At 65.1% G+C, this 18,189-nt stretch carries 15 protein-coding genes; 3 read left to right on the top strand and 12 right to left on the bottom strand.

Features of this window, described 5'->3' with window-relative positions; all coding sequences use genetic code 11:
- Nucleotides 1-35 precede the first annotated feature (35 nt).
- Both mutS and Q0139_RS12955 read left to right on the top strand, forming a co-directional pair.
- Nucleotides 36-2,696, top strand: coding sequence for a DNA mismatch repair protein MutS (gene mutS, locus Q0139_RS12960; RefSeq protein WP_298022689.1), 2,661 nt, complete (start codon nucleotides 36-38; stop codon nucleotides 2,694-2,696).
- A gap of 9 nt (nucleotides 2,697-2,705) precedes the next feature.
- Entirely contained in the window at nucleotides 2,706-5,489 is a 2,784-nt protein-coding gene (locus tag Q0139_RS12955) for a [protein-PII] uridylyltransferase (RefSeq protein WP_298022840.1), read from the top strand.
- A 30-nt stretch (nucleotides 5,490-5,519) separates the two neighbouring features.
- Here the strand turns inward: Q0139_RS12955 and Q0139_RS12950 are convergent, their stop codons facing one another.
- Both Q0139_RS12950 and Q0139_RS12945 read right to left on the bottom strand, forming a co-directional pair.
- Complete coding sequence (locus Q0139_RS12950) at nucleotides 5,520-7,427, bottom strand: sodium:proton antiporter (protein WP_298022685.1); 1,908 nt, start codon at nucleotides 7,425-7,427, stop codon at nucleotides 5,520-5,522.
- A gap of 109 nt (nucleotides 7,428-7,536) precedes the next feature.
- Entirely contained in the window at nucleotides 7,537-10,284 is a 2,748-nt protein-coding gene (locus Q0139_RS12945) for a TonB-dependent receptor (RefSeq protein ID WP_298022682.1), read from the bottom strand.
- 245 nt (nucleotides 10,285-10,529) lie between these two features.
- Between Q0139_RS12945 and Q0139_RS12940 the strand changes: the two genes are divergently transcribed.
- Complete coding sequence (locus Q0139_RS12940; RefSeq protein ID WP_298022679.1) at nucleotides 10,530-10,898, top strand: VOC family protein; 369 nt, start codon at nucleotides 10,530-10,532, stop codon at nucleotides 10,896-10,898.
- A 4-nt stretch (nucleotides 10,899-10,902) separates the two neighbouring features.
- On the opposite strand, the gene Q0139_RS12935 is transcribed toward Q0139_RS12940, so the two are convergent.
- From Q0139_RS12935 to Q0139_RS12890, 10 genes are all read right to left on the bottom strand, one after another.
- Nucleotides 10,903-11,826 (bottom strand): DMT family transporter, encoded by a 924-nt coding sequence (locus Q0139_RS12935; protein WP_298022676.1) that lies wholly within the window; start codon nucleotides 11,824-11,826, stop codon nucleotides 10,903-10,905.
- Between the two features lie 191 nt (nucleotides 11,827-12,017).
- Nucleotides 12,018-12,560 (bottom strand): translation initiation factor IF-3, encoded by a 543-nt coding sequence (infC, locus tag Q0139_RS12930; protein WP_298022838.1) that lies wholly within the window; start codon nucleotides 12,558-12,560, stop codon nucleotides 12,018-12,020.
- Nucleotides 12,561-12,660: 100 nt separating this feature from the next.
- The gene (locus Q0139_RS12925) at nucleotides 12,661-12,804 is read right to left on the bottom strand and encodes a hypothetical protein (RefSeq protein ID WP_298022673.1); all 144 of its coding nucleotides are present in this window, start codon (nucleotides 12,802-12,804) and stop codon (nucleotides 12,661-12,663) included.
- Nucleotides 12,801-13,853: an MBOAT family O-acyltransferase gene (locus tag Q0139_RS12920; RefSeq protein WP_298022671.1), complete on the bottom strand. Its 1,053-nt coding sequence runs from the start codon at nucleotides 13,851-13,853 to the stop codon at nucleotides 12,801-12,803. Before Q0139_RS12920 ends, Q0139_RS12925 begins: the two co-directional genes overlap by 4 nt.
- A complete protein-coding gene (locus Q0139_RS12915) occupies nucleotides 13,850-14,911 on the bottom strand; it encodes a hypothetical protein (RefSeq protein ID WP_298022668.1) in 1,062 nt (353 codons plus the stop codon). The genes Q0139_RS12920 and Q0139_RS12915 overlap by 4 nt, the downstream gene beginning before the upstream one ends.
- Entirely contained in the window at nucleotides 14,893-16,389 is a 1,497-nt protein-coding gene (locus Q0139_RS12910) for an AMP-binding protein (protein WP_298022665.1), read from the bottom strand. The genes Q0139_RS12915 and Q0139_RS12910 overlap by 19 nt, the downstream gene beginning before the upstream one ends.
- Entirely contained in the window at nucleotides 16,386-16,649 is a 264-nt protein-coding gene (locus Q0139_RS12905) for a phosphopantetheine-binding protein (RefSeq protein WP_298022662.1), read from the bottom strand. Before Q0139_RS12905 ends, Q0139_RS12910 begins: the two co-directional genes overlap by 4 nt.
- Nucleotides 16,639-17,472, bottom strand: coding sequence for a sulfotransferase (locus Q0139_RS12900; protein WP_298022659.1), 834 nt, complete (start codon nucleotides 17,470-17,472; stop codon nucleotides 16,639-16,641). The genes Q0139_RS12905 and Q0139_RS12900 overlap by 11 nt, the downstream gene beginning before the upstream one ends.
- Before the next feature lie 62 nt (nucleotides 17,473-17,534).
- Nucleotides 17,535-17,711: a hypothetical protein gene (locus Q0139_RS12895; RefSeq protein WP_298022656.1), complete on the bottom strand. Its 177-nt coding sequence runs from the start codon at nucleotides 17,709-17,711 to the stop codon at nucleotides 17,535-17,537.
- A gap of 18 nt (nucleotides 17,712-17,729) precedes the next feature.
- Nucleotides 17,730-18,189: His/Gly/Thr/Pro-type tRNA ligase C-terminal domain-containing protein (locus Q0139_RS12890; protein ID WP_298022653.1), on the bottom strand; the 460-nt coding region annotated here is incomplete at its 5' end.

Raw genomic sequence — 18,189 nt, 5'->3', positions numbered from 1 at the left:
CAGGCGCGGCGGCAAGCCGCTATCCAGAGCAATCCATGGCGACCAAGGCAAAACCCAAGCAGAGCACGGCGAAATCCGGCCCGACGCCGATGATGGCGCAATATCTAGAGCTGAAGGCCAAGGCACCCGATTGCCTGCTCTTCTACCGGATGGGCGATTTCTTCGAGCTGTTCTTCGAGGATGCGAAGATCGCGGCGGCGACACTCGACATCGCGCTGACGGCGCGCGGCGAGCATGAGGGCGAGCCGATCCCGATGTGCGGCGTCCCCGCGCATAGCCATGAAAGCTACCTCGCCCGGCTGATCAAGGCCGGGCACCGCGTCGCGATCGCCGAGCAGACCGAGACGCCCGAAGAAGCGAAGGAACGCGCCCGAAAGGAAGGGCGTGCTTCGAAAGCGTTGGTCGGCCGGGCGATCATCCGCGTCGTGACGGCAGGAACGCTGACCGAGGAAGCGCTGCTCGATTCGCGCAGCGCCAACTGGCTGGTGGCGGTGACGGAGACGGGCGGGGCGCTGGGAATCGCGGCGGCCGATATTTCGACAGGACGATTCGAACTGGCCTCGGTCCCGCCGGGGGCGCTCGACGCAGAGCTCGCGCGGCTTTCGGCGGCAGAGATTGTTGTGCCTGAGGATTTCGATCAGGCGGCTACCGAGGCGATCGCCCGGCCGAAGGCGCAGTTTTCGAGCATCGCCGCCGAAAAGCGGCTGAAGGAGCTGTTCGGCGTCGCGACGCTCGACGGCTTCGGCCAGTTCGACCGTGCCGAGCTGGCGGCGGCGGGCGGGCTGCTCGCTTATCTCGACGAGGCCGGCCAGGGGGCGCTGCCCTATCTCCAGCCGCCCGCGCGCCGGCGGACCGGCGATCATATGCTGATCGACGCGGCGACGCGCGAAAGCCTCGAACTGACGCAATCGGCGAGCGGCGGGCGCAAGGGCAGCCTGCTCGACTGCATCGACCGGACGGTGACGGGCGGCGGCGCCCGGCTGCTCGCCGCCGATATCGCGGCACCGCTGGCGGATCGCGCGGCAATCGAGGCGCGCCATGCGCTGGTGCGGTTGTTCGTCGAGGAGGCGGGCGGGCGCGAGGCGCTGCGGACGCAGCTGAAGGCGATGCCCGATATCGAACGCGCGCTGGGTCGTCTGGCGGCAGGGCGCGGAAGCCCGCGCGACCTCGGCCTGATCCGCGACGGGCTGCTCGAGGCGCGGCGGTTGAACGAGCGGCTGGCGCGGATCGAACAGCCGCCAGAGCTGCTTGCACGCCTCCTCCCCGACCTCACCGGCCATGGCGCGCTGACCGACCTGCTCTCGCGCGCGCTCGTTCCCTCGCCGCCGATCGACGTCGCCAAGGGCGGCTATATCGCCGAAGGCTATGATGCCGCGCTCGACGATCTGCGCGCGACAGGCGGCGAGGGGCGCAAGGCGATCGCAAAGCTCGAGGCCGGTTATCGCGACAGAACCGGGATCGGCAGCCTCAAGATCAAGCACAACAATGTACTCGGCTATCACGTCGAAGTGCCGTCGAAACATGCCGATGCGCTGATGGCCGGGGATTCGGGCTTCACTCATCGCCAGACGCTCGCCGGTGTCGTCCGCTTCAACGCGCCCGAGCTGCACGAGGAGGCGCAGCGCGTGACGCAGGCGGGCGCCCATGCTTTGGCGGCCGAGGCCGCGCATCTCGAAGACCTGTTCGCGCGGACGATGGAGGACAAGGCGCGGATCGCCGCGACCGCCGATGCGCTGGCGCGGCTTGATGTCGGCGCCGGGCTGGCCGAGCGCGCGGCGCTGGGCGGCTGGACGCTCCCGGCGATTGCCGATCATGCCTGTTTCGCGGTGGAAGGCGGCCGCCATCCGGTGGTCGAAGAGGCCGTCGAAAAGCAGGGCGAGCGGTTCGTTGCCAATGATTGCGGACTGTCTCCCGAGGAACGGCTCTGGCTCGTGACGGGACCCAATATGGGCGGCAAATCGACCTTCCTTCGCCAGAACGCGCTGATCGCCGTGCTGGCGCAGGCGGGAAGCTATGTGCCTGCCGCCTCGGCAGAGCTCGGCATCGTCGATAAACTCTTCTCGCGCGTCGGCGCGTCGGACAATCTGGCGCGCGGCCGCTCAACCTTCATGGTGGAGATGGTCGAGACGGCGGCGATCCTCGCCCAGGCGACCGAGAACAGCTTCGTCATTCTCGACGAGGTCGGGCGCGGCACGTCCACATATGATGGTCTCGCCATCGCCTGGGCGGTCGTCGAGGCGGTGCACGACGTCAATCGCTGCCGTTGCCTGTTCGCGACGCATTATCACGAGCTGACCCGGCTCGCCGAACGGCTCGACGCGCTCTCGCTCCACCATGTCCGCGCGCGCGAGTGGAAGGGCGATCTCGTCCTGCTCCACGAACTCGCCCAAGGCCCGGCCGATCGCAGCTACGGTCTTGCCGTCGCCAAGCTCGCGGGGCTGCCGAAGGATACCGTGTCGCGCGCCAAATCGGTGCTCGCCAAGCTCGAAGCGGGCCGCGCGGCGACCGGCGGGCTTGCCGCCGGGCTCGACGACCTGCCGCTCTTCACGGCCGAAATCGCGCAATCGGAGGACGAAATCCCCGACCCGCTGCGCGAGGCGCTGGACGCTATTCACGCCGACGACCTCTCACCCCGCGAGGCGCTCGACCTCGTCTATCGGCTCAAGCGGCTGGCAGAGGCGGGCGGCGACGCCTAGATGGGGCGTATGGCCAAGGAGCGTATTCCTCAGAGGCGGCGGATCATCGACCGCGCGCGCATCGCCGAAGAGCTGCATTCGATCGAGGCCGAGGACAATGGAACGCTTCGCGCGAATCTGGTCGAGCGGATGCGCGGAGCGATGGATGCGGGCCGTGCCGAGATCGCGACGCGGTTCGAGGAGCGCCCTTCGCGCGGCACGCTGATCACCGAAAGCTACACCTTTCTCTACGACCAGCTGCTCCGGCTGATCTACGATTTCACGGCGCAGCGGCTCTATTCGAACAGCAACCCCTCCGATGCAGAGCGGCTGACCTTGATCGCGGTGGGCGGCTACGGCCGCAGCGAGATGTGCCCGTTCAGCGATCTCGATATCGGTTTTCTCACGCCCTACAAGCAGACCGCCTGGGGCGAGCAGGTGATCGAATCGATCCTCTACACGCTCTGGGATCTTGGGCTGAAGGTCGGCCATTCCAGCCGGTCGCTCGATGATGTGGTCCGCATGGCGAAGAGCGACCTCACCATCCGCACCGCGCTGCTCGAGGCCCGGTTCATCTGGGGCGACGAGGCGCTTTACGACGAAGCCGCGCGGCGTTTCGAGGCCGAGGTCGTCAGCGGCACGACCAAGGCGTTCGTTACCGAAAAACTCGCCGAACGCGATGCCCGCCATGCCCGGATGGGCGACAGCCGCTATGTCGTCGAACCGAACGTCAAGGACGGCAAGGGCGGCCTGCGCGACCTGCACACGCTGTTCTGGATCGGAAAATATATTCATAACACGCGCGCGCTGGGCGAGCTGGTCGAACACGATTTGCTGACGGCGGACGAGCTGCGGCAGTTCCGCAAGGCGCGCGATTTCCTGCTTGCCGTGCGCTGCCACCTCCACCTGCTCGCCGGACGGCCCGAAGAGCGGCTGACCTTCGATTTCCAGCCGGAGATCGCGCGGCGCATGGCCTATGCCGAGCGGACCGGCAAATCGGCGGTCGAACGGTTCATGCAGCACTATTTCCTGATCGCGAAGCAGGTCGGCGACCTGACCGGCGTCTTCCTCGCGCATCTCGACGAACAATATGGCGGCCGCGGCCGGCGCTTCGCCATGCCGACACTGCGCCGCAGCCCGAAAAGGCTGAACGGTTTCGTGATCGATCGCGGCCGACTCTCGATCCCGAACGACGATTTCTTCCGCGAAGAACCGTTACGGCTGCTCGAATTGTTCTGGCTGACCGACCGGCACGGCCTTGAAATCCATCCGCACGCCATGCGGATCGCCAATCGCGACGAGAAGCTGGTCGGGCCGATCCGCGACGATCCGAAGGCCAACGAACTGTTTCTCGATATCCTCACCAGCCCGCGCGACCCGGCCTCGGTGCTGCGCTGGATGAACGAGGCCGGCGTTTTCGGCCGCTTCGTGCCCGATTTCGGCCGCGTCGTCGCGCAGATGCAGTTCGACATGTATCACCATTTCACCGTCGACGAGCACACGATCCGCGCCATCGGCCTGCTCTCGCGCATCGAAAAGGGCGAGCTCACGGACGATCATCCCATGGCGGAAAAGATCATGGCCGAGCTGCAATCACGCCGCGTCCTCTATGTCGCGGTGCTGCTGCACGACATCGCCAAGGGGCGCGGCGGCGACCATTCGATCCTCGGCGCCGAAGTCGCGGAAGAGCTGTGTCCGCGCTTCGGCATGTCCGCGGCGGAGACGCAGGAGGTCGCATGGCTGGTCCGCAACCACCTGCTGATGTCGGCGACCGCCTTCAAGCGCGACCTTTCCGATCACAAAACGATCCAGGATTTCGTCCTCGCCGTGCAGAGTGCGGAGCGGCTGAAACTGCTCGTCGTGCTGACCTCGGTCGATATCCGGGCCGTCGGCCCCGGCGTGTGGAACGACTGGAAACGCCAGCTGCTGACCGATCTCTATCTCGCTTCGGAGGAAATGCTGCGGCTCGGGCACAAGTCCAAGGGCCGCGACGAACGCATTGCCGCCCGCCAGGACGAACTAGCCGCCCGGCTCGGTTGGAGCGAGGAGGCGATGGCGGCGCATTTCAAGCGGCTGCGGCCGGTCTACTGGATCGCCGAAAGCGCCGATGTCGCCGAAGCCAATGCCCGGCAGATGCAGGCCGCCGAGGAGGCGGGCGACAAGCTGTCGATCGCCGCCATGCCCGATGCCGATCGCGGCGCGACGCTGCTCACCGTCTTCACATCGGATCATCCCGGCCTGTTCTACCGGCTGGCCGGCGCGGTCCACATGGCCGGCGGCAACATCATCGACGCGCGCATCCACACATCGCGCGACGGCATGGCGCTCGACAACATCCTCGTGCAGGATCCGCAGGGCCGGCCTTTCGACGATCCGGGGCAGCTCGAAAGGCTGGAAACGGCGATCCGCGATTCGCTGGCGAACAAGCACAGGCTCAAGGACCGGTTGGAACGGCGGGCGTTGCCGCATCCGCGCGCCGACGCGTTCACGATCGAGCCGTTGGTGCTGATCGATAACAAGGCGTCGAACCGCTATACGGTGGTGGAGGTGAACGCGCTCGACCGGCCCGCGCTCCTCAACGGGCTGACCCATGCGCTGTTCCAGTCCAAGGTCACGATCCATTCGGCGCATATCGCGACCTATGGCGAGCGCGCGGTCGACACCTTCTACCTGACCGATCTGTTCGGCGAGAAGATCCTCAATGGCAACCGTTTGAAGGCGCTGCAGCGCCGGCTGGTCGAAGCGGCGGGCGGCGAGGGTGAAGAGGATCGCGATGAAGAGCGACCGGTGGAGAAGGCGACCAGGGCCGCCTGACCATATCGGGGACGCCGGCGCGGCGCCCGGCTAGCCCTCGTCTTCGGTGCCGTTCGCCTGCTTTTCGGCCACCCGTTCGCGTTTCTCCTGTTTGGTTTCCGGCGTTTCGGGCGGGCCATAGTTCACCAGTATGTCGCCGGCCTCGACGACGGGCCGCGCATCGGTCGAATAGAAAAGTAGCCGCCGGTCGGGCTTCATCACGCAGATCAGCATCGCCTCGGACGACATCTGCTTTTTCAGATCTTCGATGCCGAACTTCTCGGTGATCTTGGTGCGGGTGAAGACCCAGTCATTGTCCTCGCATTTGAGCAGGTCGTCGATCGTCGGCCCGCTTTCGATCAGCACGCGACCGCGCGCATGATAGGGGGCGCGGTCCCGGTCAGCGCCGATCTGGCTCACCGAATCATAGCCCATTTCGGGGCCGAGATCGTCGCAGATCAGCGCATTATAGGCATCGTTGTCGGTCGCGGCGATCAGCTCCTGAAACTGGCCGAGATCGAGATTCTCCTGCGTCACCTCGTCGAGAATGTCGCCGCGATAGACCTCGATCTCCCGCCGCTTCGCCGCCCGCAGCGCATATTGCGACGGATCGGAGATCGTGACCGGGATTTCGAGCTTCTTGAGCAGCTCGCCGAAATCGATCGTCCAGCGATTGGCGCCGATCAGCAGCACCCCGTCCGCCGCGCCCTTGTCGAGCCCCAGCCGGCGTGCCCACCAGCCGGCCGAAAAGCCGTGCGCGAAGATCGTCGCGATGACGACACCGAAGGAGAGCGGGATCAGCGCCTCGGCATCCTCGACCCCGAAATCGATCAGCCGGATGGCGAACAGGCCGGTGATCGCGACGGCAACGATACCGCGCGGCGCGATCCAGGCGATGAACAATCGCTCGTTCCAGGGGATGGAGGAAAACATCAGCGAGATCAGCACCGTTGCGGGCCGCACGATGAAGAGCAGCAGCAGCAGGAAACCGATAAAACGGATGATGCCGACGAGCGGATCGGGCGAGGTCGACTGGAAGCTGGTGATGACCTCCCAGTCGAGCGTCGCCGACAGCAGGATGAAGACGCCGGAAATCAGCAGGACGGCGAGGTCCTCCTTGAAGCGGCGCAATGCGTGGCTCGAAAACATCGGCCGGTTCGCCATGACGACGCCCATGATCGTCACCGTCACCAGCCCGGTCTCATGCTGGATGATATCGGCCAGCACGAAACCGCCGATCACGAGGATCAGCAGCGTCGGCGCTTTCAGATATTCGGGCACATAACCGCGCGGGAAGAACCAGGTGACCCCCCAGCCAAGCGCCGCGCCCAGCAGCGCCGCGACGAAGGTCGAGGCCAGCACGTCGAAGGTGATCGCCGCCATGTTCGTGCCGGCGCCGCCATAGGTGATATAGGCGAAGATGAAGACGGCAAGCAGCGCGCCGATCGGATCGTTGACGATCCCTTCCCATTTGAGGACGTTCGAGACGCGGCTTCCGACGCGCAGCGATCGGAGCATCGGCCCGATCACCGTCGGCCCGGTGACGACGAGAATGCCGCCGAACAACGCCGCAACCTCCCAGCTCAGACCTGCGCCGTAATGGCCCGCCAGCGTGCCGAGGATCCACCCCACCGGCACCCCGATCACCACCATCCGCATCACCGCCCAGCCGGCATGTCGCAGTTCGCGGAAATTGAGGCTCAACCCCCCTTCGAACAGGATCACCGCCACCGCGAGCTTGATGATGGGCTCCATCAGAGCCCCGAAATCTCTTTCGGGATTTATGAGGCCCCCGCGGAACAGTTCGTGCGGGATCAGCGCGCTGACCGGGCCGACGATGATCCCCATGACGAGCATCAGCGCGATCGCCGGCTTTTGCGTGCGCCACGCGATCCACTGCGCCCCGACGCCGGCGACGCCGATCACGGCGATTTTGACCATGAGGGAATCGAGCGCCATCGCGTCATCTCATGGCCGTTAAACCGGCCGCCATCAACTGTCCGGACGCAAAAAGGCCCGCGAGTCCTTTTGGAATCGCGGGCCCTTTTCTGGCCGGTGGCCGGAGCGCCTAGAAGCGCGTCCGCAGCGTCACGCCATAGGTGCGCGGCTCGGCAAGGAAGGCCGAGTAAATCTGCGCGGGCGCCTGGAAGGGCGAGTTGAACGCAACCTGGCTGTAGCCCGTGTTGAAGATGTTCTGGCCCCAGAATTCCAGGCTCCAGAGCTGGTCGTCGTCGCGGATGCCGACACGGGCGTTGACGAGGACGAAGCCGTCCTGCTCCTTCGTCGGCGTGAGGTCGGAGCCCGTATTATAGTCGCTCGTCACGCGGGTATCGACATAGAACAGCGCCGAAAGGCCGCTATTGCCGATCGGCGGCGTCCAGGCGGCCGAACCGGTCACGACGAGTTCGGGCGCGTTCGACAGATTGTCGCCGGGCAGCAGGCGCAGCGCCGGATCGAGCGGCGTTCCCTGATCGTCGCCAACGAGGTTGTTGGCATAGCTCGTATCGGCAAAGGTCATGCCGAGGCCGAAGCGCCAATAGTCGGCCGGCGTCAGCGTGGCTTCGAGCTCGACGCCCTGCGAGATCACGCCGGGTTCGACATCGTCGGCCGCGCAGGCGCCGGTGGCGGCGCTGCCATCACGGTCCGCGCCGCCGAGATCGGCGCCGCAGCCATTGACGTTCTGCACGATGAAGACGGTGCCGTTGAAGGTGTTCAGCTGGAAGTTCGAGAATTCCTGGCGGAACGCGGCGGCACTGATCGTGAAGTCGCGGCCTTCATATTTGGCGCCGATTTCGAACGCGTCGACCGTTTCGGCATCGAACTGCAGGTTCGCGGTGCTGAAGCCCGAGGCAGGATTGGTGACCGGGAAGATCACCGAGCCGGGGCCGGCGGTCAGCGCCGAACGGTCGAGGTTGAAGCCGCCCGCCTTGTAGCCGTGCGAATAGCTCGCATAGAGCAGCAGGTCGTCAACCGGGCGGTAGCTGAGGATCGCCGTACCGGTGAACTCGTCCTCGTTGCGATCGTCGACGAGGTTCAGCCCGTTGAGCTGCGCCGTCGAGTTGCCCTGACAGGCCAGCGCAATCAGGCCGCCGATCAGCGAAGACGGCACCGTCGTCTGCGCGGCACCGGTCAGGAACGGCAGGAGTGCCGCCTGCTGCGCCGGGCAGATCGTGTTGTCGTTGTTGAAGTTGGCCGAGAAATCCTTGCTCTCGGTCGTGTAACGCAGGCCCACGGTCAGATCGAAACCGTCGGCGATCTCGAAGATGTTATGGGTGAACAGCGCGAAATTCTCGCTGGTCTGCGAGTAGCGCGAGGAAACATCGCCCAGATCGTTGACCGTGCTCAGGCGATTGAGGCCGTCGATGAACGGCGCTGCGCCCTGGATCGGGCCGGCGCCGTCGGGATCCGGGAAGATGCCCGAAAGAATCCCCGCCGTGCCCGGGAACACGCCCGGAATGGCCGGAGCGAGACAACCGGGTGCGGCGGCAGCGCGCGGCAGGCCGGGATTGATGGTCGCGAGCAGGCGGCACGAGGCGAAGGCGCCATAGTCGTTGCCGAAGCGCAGGTTCGAACCGGTGTCGAGCTCTTCATGCGCGTAATAGCCGCCGACGAGCCAGTCGAGCCGGCCGTCAAACGCTTCGCCCTGCAGCCGGAGTTCCTGGCTGAAGGTCTGGAAACTGCGGAAATTCTCGCCATTGTCGGCATTGTAGAGAATGTCGGCGACGCCATAGTCGGTGTCGGTTCCCTGCTCGCTGCGATATTCGCGATAGGCGGTGATCGAGGTCAGTTGGCCGAATCCCAGATCCCAATCGGCCTGGAGCGAAACGCCGTAATCCTCGGTCGTGCCCGCATAGGTGCGGCCCGGCGTGATCGCGATGTCGCGTTCATAGGGGTCGTTCCGCGACGGGAAATAGGTGTCGTAGCTGACATTGGCGACCTCGAGCAGAACCGGAATGATCGGGTTGGTGAGGTCGAGCAGGCCGGCATTGGCCGGGGCCAGCGCCGGGGTCGCATAGACGGCGGCGCAGCAATTTTCCTCGCGCCGCGTATAATCGCCGATCAGGCGGAATTCGAGATCGGGCGAAGCTTCATAGGCGAGCTGGCCGCGAACGAAATAGCGATCGCGATCGTTGACGTCCTGCCCGCTCAGCGTGTCCTGATAGAAACCGTCGCGGTTCACATAGACGCCGTCGATACGGTAGGCGAGGCCGCTGTTTCCGATCGGGCCGGTGGCACCGGCGGCGACGCGGATATGGTCGTAATTGCCATAGGTCGCTTCGGCGTTGAATTCGGGCGTATAGTCCGGCGCGCGGCTGATGATGTTGATCAGGCCGGCCGATGCGTTGCGGCCGAACAGCGTGCCCTGCGGCCCGCGCAGCACTTCGACGCGCTCGATCTCGCCAAGCTCGTTGAGGCCGACGCCGGTGCGCGAACGATAGACGCCGTCGATGAAGACCGCGACCGAGCTTTCGAGGCCGGGATTGTCGCCGACCGTACCGATGCCGCGGATACGGGCCGAACCATTGGCTTCCGAACCGGTCGAGGAAACGAGCAGCGACGGCGCGAGCTGGTTGAGCTGGCGAATGTCGTTGGCGCCGGAATTCTGCAGGCTTTCGGCGCTGACCGCGTTGACGGCGATCGGCACGTCGATCAGCCGCTGTTCGCGGCCCTGGGCGACGACGACGATCGGCGCATTGGCCGGACCCTGGACGTCCGCATTGTCGGCGACGTCGGTGGGCGTTTCGGCATCCTGTGCGAAGGCGGGGGTGGCGATAGCGGCTACGGCCGCGGTCGCGAGCAGCAGATTCTTACGCAAAGCGTGTCTCCAGTAATAATGTGTTTGGGGGGTTTTGTTCTGTTTTCGGGCGCGCCCATAACGAAGCGCGCACGCTTCTTCCAATGGATTTCCGTATACGGAAAGGATTGCCTGAACAGTGCGCCAAATCGGCAACATGTTTTTGATTCTCTTGCAATCTTTGCAACTCTCAATTGCGGAAACTGCAAGAGTCTTGGCGGACGTTCGGATCGCGCGTATGGCCGTGGCAGCAACAGGAGGCACTTATGGGCGTCACGGGAATGGGCGGGCTGTTCTTTCGCGCGAAAGACCCCGAAGCGTTGACGGCCTGGTATCGCGAGCATTTCGGTTTCGGCGGCGGCGACAGCCTGTGGGAGCAGCAGGCCGGGCCCACCGTCTTTGCGCCTTTCAAGGCGGACAGCGATTATTTCGCCGCCGACAAGGCCTTCATGATCAACCTGCGCGTCGACGATCTCGACGCGATGAAGGAGAGGCTGGCGGCGGCGGGGATCGAGGTCATCACCGATCCCGAATGGGACATGGACGGCAGCTACGGCCACTTCGCCCGTGTCCACGATCCCGAAGGCAATGCGATCGAACTGTGGGAACCGCCGGCGGAAATGCCCGAGGGCTGACCGCCTAGTCCGGGATCTGCGCGCCGCCCAGCGACGGCGGCACGCGCTTTTCGATCTCGGGCTGCGCCGCGCTCGGCCGCCGGACGATGAGGATCGCCGTGAAGATCAGGGCGATCCCCGCAATGTCGGCCAGCGCCAGCACCTCACCGAACCAGAGATAGCCGAGCAACCCGGAAAAGGCGGGCTGGATCAGCAGGCCGACGCCGCTCGCCACCGGCGGCAATTGCGGCAGCGCATAGATGATCAGCCCCTGCCCCAGCACCTGGCTGCTCAGTGCGAGGAGCAGCAGCGGCGTCCAGTCGGTCGGCCAGAAGGCCCCGGGCGCAATAAGGGCGAGTGGAAACAGCACGATCGCGCCGACCAGCGTCGCAAAGGCCAGCGCCGGCAGCGCGCCATGCCCCTGCCGCCCCTTGTCCATGACGATCAGATAGGCGGTGTAGAAAATCGCCGCGACGAGGCAGAGCAGGTCGCCGGTCAGATGCTCGCGCGAGATGCTGGCCGATTGGCCCGCGAGCAGCGCGATCCCGCAGGCCGCCATCGCCAGCGCGAACCCTGCCGTCTTCGTCGGCCAGCGGCGCATGGTGAGATAGCCCCAGACCGGGAACAGGAACGCCGCGCTGTTCCCGACCAGCGTCGAGTTCGCCATCGCCGTGCGGGTGATGCCGAGATGCCAGACGGCGAGATCGCCGGCGAAGAAGATGCCGCCGAGAATCAGCCAGATCGTGATTCGCGGCGGGCGCGCCGGGGCGCCGTCGCGAGAGGCCGTCGCACGGACCAGCAGAAAGAGCAGTGGCGCGCCGACGGCAAGCCGCCAGAAGGCCGATTGCACTTCGCCGACATCGGCCAGCCGCACGAACAGCGGTCCGGCGGACAGCACGATGCTGCCGAGCAGGAACAGCGGAAAGGCGAAACGCGAAGCGGCGGCCATGGCCCGCGCCATGCCGCCGCTTGGTTGTCGGCGCAAATAAATTAAGCCGGGATCAAACCGTCATTGCGAGGAGCCGAAGGCGACGCGGCAATCCAGAGCCGCAAGCATTGTCCTTTGTGGCCCCGGATCGCTTCGCTGCGCTCGCAATGACGGGGGGTACATGGCCGCGGACTCAATCCGCCGGGCCAGGTCTATTTCGGCGCCAGCACCATCAGCATCTGGCGGCCTTCCATCTTCGGCCGGGCTTCGACCTTGGCGGTCTCCTGCGTATCGTCCTGTACCCGCTGCAGCAGGTCCATACCGAGTTCGCGATGCGACAGCTCGCGCCCGCGAAAGCGCAGCGTGACCTTTACCTTGTCGCCGTCCTCGATGAACTGGAACACCTTCTTCATCTTCACGTCATAGTCGTGATCGTCGATGTTCGGGCGCATCTTGATCTCTTTGACGTCCTGCGTCTTTTGAGATTTGCGTGCCGCGTTCGCCTTTTTCTGCGCTTCGTATTTGAACTTGCCGACGTCGAGGAACTTGGCGACGGGCGGATCGGCGTTGGGAGAGACCTCCACGAGATCGAGGCCGACTTCGGCCGCCTGCTCGATCGCCTCTTCGGTATACATGACGCCGAGATTTTCGCCCTTCTCGTCGATGACGCGCACCTTTTGCGACTGAATGAACTGGTTATGGCGCGGGCCGTGTTGCGGCGGATTGGCGGGACGGCGGGAAAGAGGGGGACGTATAGCGGTATCTCCTGATGTGACGTTCAATGGGCTTCAGCCGTGTAATATATGACGGATGCACGCGGAATCAAAGGCCCTGCGTTGCACGCCGCGCTCGGCGTCAGAAGAAGTTGTAGGGCGACTCGCCCAGGCCGGGCGGCACGATGATCAGCAACAGGAAGGCGATCAGCAGCCAGAAGACGATCTTGCGGCCTTCGCCATCTTCCTCGGGCTCGGCGCGGGAGGCGGGTTCGGTATCGCTCATGCCAGCGCTCCGTAATTGGCGATGTAGGACAGGGTGATGACGATGATCCATGTCGCGGCGCGGGCGGTCCCGGCGCGCGCGCCGTCAAGCTCGCGCTTGGGCCAATAGGCCATCAGCAAGCCATGGCTCAGGCCCCAGAGGAAATAGCCGAGCGAGAGATTGTGCCACAGGCCCATGAAAACAAAGGCGGCGACGGTGGCGAGCCGGGGCGAGACCCCGCGCAGGTTCAGCGGCAGGAAGATATACTGCATGACGAACTGCGCCATCGAACGGTGCCAGCGCGCCCAGAAATCCTTGATGTCCTTCGCCTTCCACGGCTCGTCGAAATTCTGCGGCAGCCGGAAGCCGAAAAAGCGCGACGTGTGCTCGGCGATCAGCGATTGACCCCAAAAGGCGGTGAAGAGTTGGACGAAAAGGATCGGGGCGACGGCGAATAGCGGGAGCCCCATGCCTTCTTCGCCGGCCAGCTTGGCGACGAGCTGGCCGCAGGCCGGATTGACGAGGATTGCGAGCACCAGGCCCTGCAGCACGAGGCGATAGTCGCTGAGCCGGACGGGCTCCGCCGCGCCGCCCTGCTTCGCCTGCTTCTGGATATCGACGCCCGAAAAGACCGGGCCGACGATCAGCGCGGGAAGGTAGAAGCCGGCGACGGGAATCCAGACCGTCTCCTTCGCTTCAACGCCCTTGCGCGCGGCGAGCTGCTGTTTCGAGGTCATGAAGATGCGGATCGTCGAGAAGGAGATCGCCAGCGTTTCGACGATCAGCCCGAGCGCGAATTGATGCAGATCGACGAACAAAAAGTTGAGCAGCAGCAGATAGGCGCCGTATTTGCGCCAGTTCGACTGGCGGTCGAAGCGCTTCAGCAGCAATACGAGCAACACGCCCTCGAGGCTCATCAGCGCGATCCAGCCGGCCGCAACCGGCGCGTAGATGGCGACGAAAGCGAAGCCGGACAGCGTCAGCACCGCCGCCTTGCCATTCGCGCCAAAGGGAAAGGCCGCGATCCAGGCCGCAAGGATGAAGATGAAGAGCGCGAGCGGGTCGATCACGGATAGCGCTCCGCCAGAACTTGCGCGAAGTAATGCGAGATCGCCGCCGCACCGCGAATGTTCACATGATCCTCGTCGCGATAGGCGAGCGCGAGCCCGGCATCGCCCTCGCGCGCATAGAGCGGGCCGAGATCGATCAGCGGAGCATCGGGGAAGCGGCGGGCAAGCGCGGCCTTGTCGGCATCGCTGAGCGGCCCGTCGTCGAGGCTCGGCAGCACGGTCAGGTAAACACGGCTTCCACCCGCGCGCAGCATCGTGACAAGCTGCGCGATCTGGTCGTTTTCGAAGGTCCGCATCGGATCGTCGGGGTCGAGCGGTAGATAGTCGGCGACAATGGCGCGCCATTCGGCAAGATCCGCCGGGTCGGGCTCGGGCCAGGGTTCGGCGAGACGGTGCCCGTCGAGATTTCCGTAGAGCCAGATATCGGCCTGGCGGTGGACGAACTCGCCCTCGCAGGTCGTCGGCCGGCCGGTGATGCGGTGCGCGGGATAGCGGAGTGCCGCGTAGATGTTCATCGTCAGCCGGTCGAGCTCCATCGCCGGGCGGCCGCGATAGCCGCGCTCGAGCCGCCGCGAGACGCGCGCGCCATGATCGTTGAAGACGACATCGTCCTGCATCGCCTGCATGTCCGCCATCCGCGCAAAGGCGAGATTGCGGGGCGGATTGACCGGCATGTCGATCCGGTCCTGCAGGTCGCGCTCGCGGTTATAGGTCAGCTGTAGAACGACGATCTTCGGGAAGCCGCGGTTGCGGACATAATCGCCGGTAAAGGCGCGGAATGGCGTGAGGTCGTTGTTGGTCAGCGTCAGCCGTTCGACGGCGACGGTTTCGTCGAGCGCTTCGCTGACCTCGTCGCCGATATAGAGCGGGTCGATCGAGGCGCCCATGCGGCTGTTGCCGATAAAGAGGATGTCTGCGGCGGGCTGGTCGAGTTCGGCCAGCCGGTGCGTGCACATGTTCGTGTAGTCGAGCTCATAGCTTTGCAGCCGCGCGCCCAGCAGCGCGAGCCCCGCCAGAACGAGGATGACAACGAAGGGCCCTAGGGCGCGTCGGGCCATGTCATCGCTCCCAGTGCCTTGCGATCGACCTTGCCGTTGACGTTGACGGGCAGGTCGTCGCGGCGCCAGATTCGCTTGGGGATCATATAGTCGGGCAGCCGCGTCTTGAGCGGCGCCAGGTTTCCGATCTCCCCGTCATGTTGGTAGGCGAGGCGGATCTCGGCATTTTCCTGTTCGCCGAAGACGATGGCGGCGGCCGCGTCGCAACCGAAAGTGTCGCGGAACGCCGCTTCGATCTCGCCGAGTTCGATACGCAGCCCGCGCAGCTTCACCTGTCCGTCGATCCGGCCGAGATGGTGCAGTTCGCCATCGGCAAAGCGCACCCGATCGCCCGAGCGGTAGTAGCGGACGCCGTCCTGCGTCACGAAGGGATCGAGATCGCGCGCCGGTTCATAGCCTCCGAAAACCTGCGGGCCGCCCAGCAGCAATTCGCCTTCCACGCCTTCGGCCACATCGATCACCGCGCCTTCATCGGCCAGGATCGCGATGACATTGTCGCCGAAGACATTGCCCAGCGGGGCAACGGCAAACCCGTCATCGCTCTCGCCCAATGGCTTGCCGGTGAACGCAATCGTCGCCTCAGTCGGGCCATAGAGATTGTAGAGGGGGGCGTCGTCGGCGAGCCAGGCGCGAAAGCGGCGGACATAGTCCATCGGCAGCGCCTCGCCGCAGAATTGCGCCACGGCGATGCGATGATCGGTCTTCGGCTCTGCCGATCCGCGCGCGGTTACCATCGCCAGCATCGGCACCGAGAACCAGACGTCGATGGCGCGCTTTTCGATATAGCTGTGCGGCATCATCAGGTCGATCGGCCCGGCAGGCACGATGGTGCCGCCACAGGCGAGCGCGACGAAGATGTCGTGGATCGACAGGTCGAAGCTGAGGTCGAAGAGCTGGCTGAACCGCGCCGCGTCGGGAAAGGGCACGAGATCGCGGATGTGCCGGACATAATGGTCGAGCGCGCCATAGGGCACGGGCACGCCCTTGGGCTCGCCGGTCGAACCCGAGGTGAACATCTGATAGGCGATGGCGCCGGGATCGATGGCGAGATCGGCCTCGATCCGGTCGGCCATGTCGGCGACGATGGCGGGCGGGCTGGCGACGAGGCCCGAAATGTCCTGCCAGTGCGCGCCGAGGCCCGAGGCCAATTCGACGGTCGAGCTATCGCACAGGACGAGATCGACACCGGCAAGGTCGACGATTGTCGCCAACCGCTCGGCCGGAAAGCCGGGATTGAGCGGCACGAATTTGATGCCCAAAAAGAACGCCGCCAGCACCGCGCAATAGGCCTCGGCGCGGCGATTGCTCAGCACGCCGATGGCGCGCGGCGCATCGGCGGCGGCGATCTCGGCACTCAGTGCCCCGGCGATCGTCAGCAGCTGCGCATAGCCGATCTCTCCCGCCTTGCCGCCATCGATGGCGGCGCGGTCGGGATGGTTTCGCGCCTGGTTGAGCAGCTCCGTGTGGAGCCAGGTCATTCGGCGATTTCGTTCAGAAAGGCGTGCATCGCCGGGATCGAGGTGAAGTGGATCGCGTCGTCGTCTTCCAGCTCGACGCCGAAGGCTTCGGCGATGGCGTTGAAGACGACGATGAAGGACAGCGAATCCCATTCCGCCGGCTCGCCCATCGCGGCCTCGGCCGTTACCGGGATCGACAGCGCTTCCTTCTCGCTGACGGTGAGCAGCGCGTCGCCGACCACTTCGCAGACCTGGTCGACCGAAATCTTGCTATGAAACATGGGCGAGCTTCTCTTCTACCTGTTCGACGGATTCGTGCAGAAGCTGCCGTTCGTCCGCGCTCCATGCGGCGGCCGCTTCGATCTGGTATCCAAATGCCTTGGTGTTGGTAAATTTTCCTTTACCATGATGCGCTTTTTCGCTGATTTCCGGCAGGTCGAGGTGCGAAGCGATCGCGTCCCAGAAGTGTTGCGGATCCTGTTTCAGCCTCTCGAAGGGCAGGATGAGGACGCGTTCGGGAAATGTGCTCTGCGCTTCAATCAGCCTGAGATTGGTTTCGCGCCACAGCCAGATATTGCGCTGGATCGCCGACCAGCCGTCCCATGCCGCTTTGTCGTCGGTCTTCCGGCGCGGCTTGATCCGGCCGAGCGCGATGAATTCCTCGCGCCGCGTTAGAGGTTTCGCCGGATCGGCCCAGCCGACGGGCATCGGGTCCTCGCCGTCAAGCGTGGTCGAAGAGCGCACGAAGCTCTCGCAGTCGCGGATGATGCCGATCATCTTCGCCTGCGGATGCGCGGCGAGCATCGCGCTCGCGAACATCGGGTTGTAATAGGCGATATCGATCAGCGTTTCGGCGCCGCTTTGGGCCAGCGCATCAGCAATGATTTCGGGACTGCGCTTTTCGGCAACGGTCGCCTCCGCGCTCGACGGCAGCTGATAGGCGCGGGCGTTTTCCAAGTTGATGAGCGGCAGCAGCGGCTCGGCATCCTTGTCCGAACCGGCATAGCCCTCATGACACGCGACCACGCCCGGAAGCGCGTTCAGCGCCGCAGCGATATAGGTCGTCGCCGTCCGCCCCGTGCTGGCGATAAAATGAAAGGCCATGGCCGCTCCCCGTCGTCGCAGAGGGACTAGGCCGACATGGTTAGCGAAGCGTTAAAGCGGCCTCAGCGCCTGCCCTTCGATCTGGCGAGCGCGGCGATCATGACGATAGGCACGGCGGTGCCGAGCACGAGCCCGGCCACGCCGCCCCAAATCGCCCAATCGTCGCCGCCGAGCCATGCACCGAGCAGCAAGCCGCCGAGCCCGAGCAGGACGGGGACCAGGCAGCCGAGCGCGAGCATCGGTCCGCGCGCCGCCGATCAGCCGCGCAGGTCGGGCGCGGTCGCGGCCTCGCGTAGCATCGCGACGGCCTCGTCGAGGCTCATCACGCGCTGCTCCTTCTCGCCCAGCGTGCGGACGGCGACCGTTCCTTCATCGGCCTCGCGTTGCCCGACGACGAGCAGGTGCGGGACCTTGGCGAGGCTGTGTTCGCGGACCTTGTAGTTGATCTTCTCGTTGCGAAGATCGGTTTCGACGCGGATGCCGGCGGCGGCGAGCTTCGCCTCGACCTCGTTGGCATAATCGTCGGCGTCGGAGACGATCGTCGCCACGACTGCCTGCACGGGTGCGAGCCAGACGGGGAGGCGCCCGGCGAAATGCTCGATCAGGATGCCGATGAAGCGCTCATAGCTGCCGAAGATCGCGCGGTGGAGCATGACGGGGCGGTGCCGCTCGCCATCCTCGCCCACATAAGTCGCGTCGAGCCGTTCGGGCAGCACA

This window comes from uncultured Parasphingopyxis sp. (assembly GCF_937129435.1).
Taxonomy (GTDB): Bacteria; Pseudomonadota; Alphaproteobacteria; order Sphingomonadales; family Sphingomonadaceae; genus Parasphingopyxis.
Note: the sequence above shows the minus strand (reverse complement) of the source record. Positions and strands in the feature narration are given on the sequence as shown.

What these genes read in the sequence shown, in the direction of transcription:
- mutS (WP_298022689.1), top strand. Translation starts at nt 36, where the DNA reads ATGGCGACCAAGGCAAAACCCAAGCAGAGCACGGCGAAATCCGGCCCG.
- Q0139_RS12955 (WP_298022840.1), top strand. Translation starts at nt 2,706, where the DNA reads ATGGCCAAGGAGCGTATTCCTCAGAGGCGGCGGATCATCGACCGCGCG.
- Q0139_RS12950 (WP_298022685.1), bottom strand. Translation starts at nt 7,427, where the DNA reads ATGGCGCTCGATTCCCTCATGGTCAAAATCGCCGTGATCGGCGTCGCC.
- Q0139_RS12940 (WP_298022679.1), top strand. Translation starts at nt 10,530, where the DNA reads ATGGGCGTCACGGGAATGGGCGGGCTGTTCTTTCGCGCGAAAGACCCC.
- Q0139_RS12935 (WP_298022676.1), bottom strand. Translation starts at nt 11,826, where the DNA reads ATGGCCGCCGCTTCGCGTTTCGCCTTTCCGCTGTTCCTGCTCGGCAGC.
- Q0139_RS12925 (WP_298022673.1), bottom strand. Translation starts at nt 12,804, where the DNA reads ATGAGCGATACCGAACCCGCCTCCCGCGCCGAGCCCGAGGAAGATGGC.
- Q0139_RS12915 (WP_298022668.1), bottom strand. Translation starts at nt 14,911, where the DNA reads ATGGCCCGACGCGCCCTAGGGCCCTTCGTTGTCATCCTCGTTCTGGCG.
- Q0139_RS12910 (WP_298022665.1), bottom strand. Translation starts at nt 16,389, where the DNA reads ATGACCTGGCTCCACACGGAGCTGCTCAACCAGGCGCGAAACCATCCC.
- Q0139_RS12905 (WP_298022662.1), bottom strand. Translation starts at nt 16,649, where the DNA reads ATGTTTCATAGCAAGATTTCGGTCGACCAGGTCTGCGAAGTGGTCGGC.
- Q0139_RS12900 (WP_298022659.1), bottom strand. Translation starts at nt 17,472, where the DNA reads ATGGCCTTTCATTTTATCGCCAGCACGGGGCGGACGGCGACGACCTAT.
- Q0139_RS12895 (WP_298022656.1), bottom strand. Translation starts at nt 17,711, where the DNA reads ATGCTCGCGCTCGGCTGCCTGGTCCCCGTCCTGCTCGGGCTCGGCGGC.